Origin of the sequence: Sinomonas sp. G460-2 (assembly GCF_047759905.1) — a bacterium.
Classification (GTDB): domain Bacteria; phylum Actinomycetota; class Actinomycetes; order Actinomycetales; family Micrococcaceae; genus Sinomonas.
Genome location: NZ_JBKZWT010000321.1, coordinates 1 through 4,036, shown reverse-complemented (window position 1 = coordinate 4,036; position 4,036 = coordinate 1). Strand labels below are relative to the sequence as shown.

3 protein-coding genes are annotated in these 4,036 nt (G+C 67.5%); all 3 read right to left on the bottom strand.

The window, feature by feature from the left end:
* The coding region (locus ACLN58_RS18970) for a mannitol-1-phosphate 5-dehydrogenase (RefSeq protein WP_415856793.1) at positions 1-919 on the bottom strand (919 nt) is incomplete at its 3' end.
* Positions 916-2,925 carry a PTS mannitol transporter subunit IICBA gene (locus ACLN58_RS18965; protein ID WP_415856792.1) on the bottom strand — a complete coding sequence of 670 codons (2,010 nt, stop codon included), beginning with the start codon at positions 2,923-2,925 and terminating at the stop codon, positions 916-918. The genes ACLN58_RS18965 and ACLN58_RS18970, both read right to left, overlap by 4 nt.
* Before the next feature lie 17 nt (positions 2,926-2,942).
* Positions 2,943-3,791: a TetR/AcrR family transcriptional regulator gene (locus ACLN58_RS18960; RefSeq protein ID WP_415856794.1), complete on the bottom strand. Its 849-nt coding sequence runs from the start codon at positions 3,789-3,791 to the stop codon at positions 2,943-2,945.
* Between the last annotated feature and the right edge of the window lie 245 nt (positions 3,792-4,036).

Sequence of the window (4,036 nt, the reverse complement as noted above, 5' to 3'; positions counted from 1 at the left end):
CCAGCTTCCGCAGCGGGGCGCGGCCCACGCGGTCCACCGTGTCCGGGAGCTCGGCGTTGGCGAAGCGACCCAGGATCTTCCGGATGTACGCCTCCTGCTCGTCGGGCGCGAAGCCGTACTTCGCGACGAGGAGCGCCTTGGTCTCGGCGAGGACCGCCTCGACCTTGGCCCGGATCTCGGGGTCGGCCACCGCGTCCGCGATCTTGTCCTTGCCCGCTGCCCGCCCGAAGTACGCTGCGGAAGCGTGGCCCGTGTTCACGGTGAAGAGCTTCCGCTCGATATACGGACCGAGCGAGTCGACCCACGTCACCCCAGGGATTGCCGGGACGGCGTCGCCGAACGGGCCGCGCTCGATGGCCCATTCGAAGTAGGGCTCGACGCGGACGTCGAGGCCGCCTCCGGGCGCCTGGGCCGGGACAATGCGGTCCACCGCCGTGTTGGCGAAGATGGCCTTCGCGTTCACGGCATCCTCGCCGAGGCCCTCGGTGCGGGCCGCGGCCCACACCTCGGCTTCGAGGATGTCCGTGGCGTTGATCGCGTTCTCGCACGCCATGACGGCAAGCGGGGCAGCGCCTTCCGGCCTCGCGGCGAGGCCTCGGGCGATCACCGGGGCCACGAACTTGAGGATGTTCGGGCCCACGGCGGTCGTCACGATGTCGGCCCGCGCGATGCGCTCGACGAGCTCGGCCTCCTGCGTCGCGGAGTTGACCGCGTCGTAGCCGTCCACGAGGTGGTCGACGCCGCCGTCGCCCACCTCGTGCACGGTGTACGACCGCGTGGCCTGGAGCGCCTCGATGAGCGGCGCCGCCACGTCGGCGAAGACGAGCCCGTAGCCTGCCTCGTGCAGGAGCAGGCCCACGAAACCGCGGCCGATGTTCCCCGCCCCGAAGTGGACTGCCGACTTGCTCCCGAGCGTCATGCATTCACCTTTCCGAAGATGTCGAGCACCTCGTCGACGGTCTGAGCGGCCTCGAGGCGCGCGACCTGCTCCTTGTCGCCGAAGACCTTGGCGATCTTCGCGAGGATGCCGAGGTGCTCCTTGTCCTTGCCCGCGATGCCGACCACGAACGTGACGGGCTTGCCCTGCCAGTCGATCGGCTGGGCGTAGCGGACGAAGGTCACGGCCGAGGACGCGATGTGCGGCTTCGCCTCGTTCGTGCCGTGCGGGATGGCGAGGCCGTTGCCCATGAACGTCGAGACGGAGCGCTCGCGCTCGTGCATGGACTGGATGTACTCGTCGTCAACGGCACCGGTCGCCTTGAGGAGCCGGCCCGCCTCGTCGATCGCGCTCGGCATGTCCCCGGCACTGCCAGCAAGGATCACCGACTCGCGCCGCAGGACGTTCTTCGTCTCGGCGTGGTGCTGCGGAACGGCGACGTGCGCGGCGGCGGCCTCGACCTCGGACGCGGGCTCGGCCTTGCCAGCCACGCCCTCGAACGGCTTGTTCGCCGTCTGGGCCTGCTCGTCGAGCAGCGCGACGATCTCGTCGTACTTCGGGCTGCCCATGAAGTTGTCGACCGTCACGATCTGTGCGCTCGGCGTCTTCTCCTCCGCCCGGAGGGCGAGATCCTGGTGGACCACAACCATGTCGTACGTGTCCGTGAGGTTGGCGATCGCCTGGTTGACGACCGTGACGTGCCGGTGGCCCGCAGCCTTGATCTTGTTGCGGAGCACGGAGGCGCCCATCGCGCTCGAGCCCATGCCGGCGTCGCACGCGAAGACGATGTTCCGGATCTCGGTCGCCGTCGCAACGCCCCCGCCGCCCGCGAGGAGCGTCGAGGCCATCGACTTGCGGCCCTTCATGCCCTCCATGGACGCCGTCGCCGCTGCAAGGTCACCCTCGTCCTTGTTCCGGGCAGCGCGGAGGATAAGTGACGCGATGATGAACGAGACTGCACACGCGAGGATCACGGCGAGGATCACCCCGATGTAACTGTCGCGTGAGGTCTGCGCGAGGACCGCGATGATCGAGCCAGGCGCGGCCGGAGCCACGAGGCCGGCGTGGGTGATCGCGAGGGTCGCGATGCCCGTCATGCCGCCGCCGATCGTCGCGAGGATGAGGATCGGGCGCATGAGGATGTACGGGAAGTAGATCTCGTGGATGCCGCCGATGAACTGGATGAGCGCTGCGCCCGGCGCGGAGGCCTTCGCGGCACCCTTGCCGAAGAACATGTACGCAAGCAGGACGCCGAGGCCCGGGCCGGGGTTGGCCTCGAGCAGGAAGAGGATCGACTTGCCCTGCGAGGCGGACTGCTGGATGCCGAGCGGAGTGAGCACGCCGTGGTTGACGGCGTTGTTGAGGAAGAGAACCTTCGCGGGCTCGATGAAGATCGACGTGAGCGGGAGGATTCCCGCGTTGACCATGAACTGGACGGCGTTGCCGGCCACCGTGGTCAGGCCCGTGACGGCCGGATCGATGAGGAAGAACCCGACCAAGGCGAGGATCGCGCCCAAGATGCCCGCCGAGAAGTTGTTGACGAGCATCTCGAAGCCGGGCCGGATCTTGCCGTCCCAGATCGAGTCGAGCTTCTTCATGGTCCAGCCGGCGAGCGGGCCCATGATCATCGCGCCGATGAACATCGGAATGCCAGCGCCGACGATGACGCCCATCGTGGCGATCGCGCCGACGACGCCGCCGCGCACGTCATAGACCGCCTTGCCGCCCGTGTAGGCGATGAGGAGCGGCAGGAGGTACGTGATCATCGGGCCGACGAGACCGACGTTCGGCGCGCCCGACGCGTCGTTGCCGAATCCGCCGAGGACGGGGACCGGGAGCCAGCCAGTCTTGATGAACAGGGCGGTGATGAGGCCCCAGGCAATGAAGGCCCCGATGTTCGGCATGATCATGCCGGAGAGGAAGGTGCCGAATTTCTGCACCCCGGCCCGCGTGGCGTGGAGCCTCGAAGGGGCTGCGGTGGTCGACATGGTTCCCTGCTTTCGTGTCAGGAGGCAGCCTGCGGGCCGCCGGGAGGTGTTGGGGGCTGGCTCTCTCCCTCGGTTCCCGCTCCGCCCTCAGGGGCGTTGGAGAGCCGGTGGAGCCATTCAAGGAAGAGCCGCATCTCGGTACCGGACAGCTGTTCCGGATGCGAGGACTCGAGCGTGGCGTTGAGGGCGATAGCCGCCGCGACATAGGACGGCTGGCCCCCGGCGATCACCCCGCGCAACGGATCGTCCACGAGGGACGGGTCCGACACGACGGAGCGGAGAACGGCGTCCCGCGTCTGCGCCGAGAGGGGCAGGGTCGCGATATCGCCGGCCGAGAGGGGTTGGTCAGTTTCATCCGCCAACAGCATGAGGGTGACCCCGATGTTGGCGGCAAGGATGGCCCGCGCTGCCTGAGCTGGCGGCGCCGAGAGTTGTCCGGCCGCGGCGGCCCGACCGAGTTCCCGCTCGAGGAGGTGCTCTGCCTCCTCGACGAGAACCGGACGGCGTCCGGGACCCGTGTTGCCGAACATGAGGGTGTACAGCTGAGCATGGGTCAACCCGAAGTGCACATGGGTGTCCCACAGTCGTTTGACGTCGAAGAGCGGACTGGCCGACCGCTCAATCATTCCCTCACGCTGGACGAACTCCTCGAAGCCTCTGGCCACAACGGCTTCCATCAGCCCGTCCTTGTCACCGAAGTGGTGGTACAGCGTTGGCGCTGTCACCCCGGCGAGATCCGTGATTTGGCGAGTGGACACTGGCTTGCCGTCCGACGCGGCAATCAGTTCAGTCGCGGCCGCAATGAGCCGCTCCCGCGGGGAAGCCTTGGGGGGCTCCCCGTCCTGGGCGTCGTCGGCGACACCCATGCCCGAATCACGCATGGCCGCTAGCGTAACCGATATAGCAACGCTATACAAGAGCCGATAGTGAACTGCGTCACATGCATAATGCGTGTGGTGAGGATCACGAAATCTGCTTGTATAGCAACGCTATAGGCGCTAAGGTAGCGCGGAGCCCCGCTGGACGAACCGAGAGGAAGCCCCAATGATGCAGCAGTTTCACGGTGTTGGTGTGACGCCGGGGCGTGTGGTGGGGCCGGTGCGGCAGATGC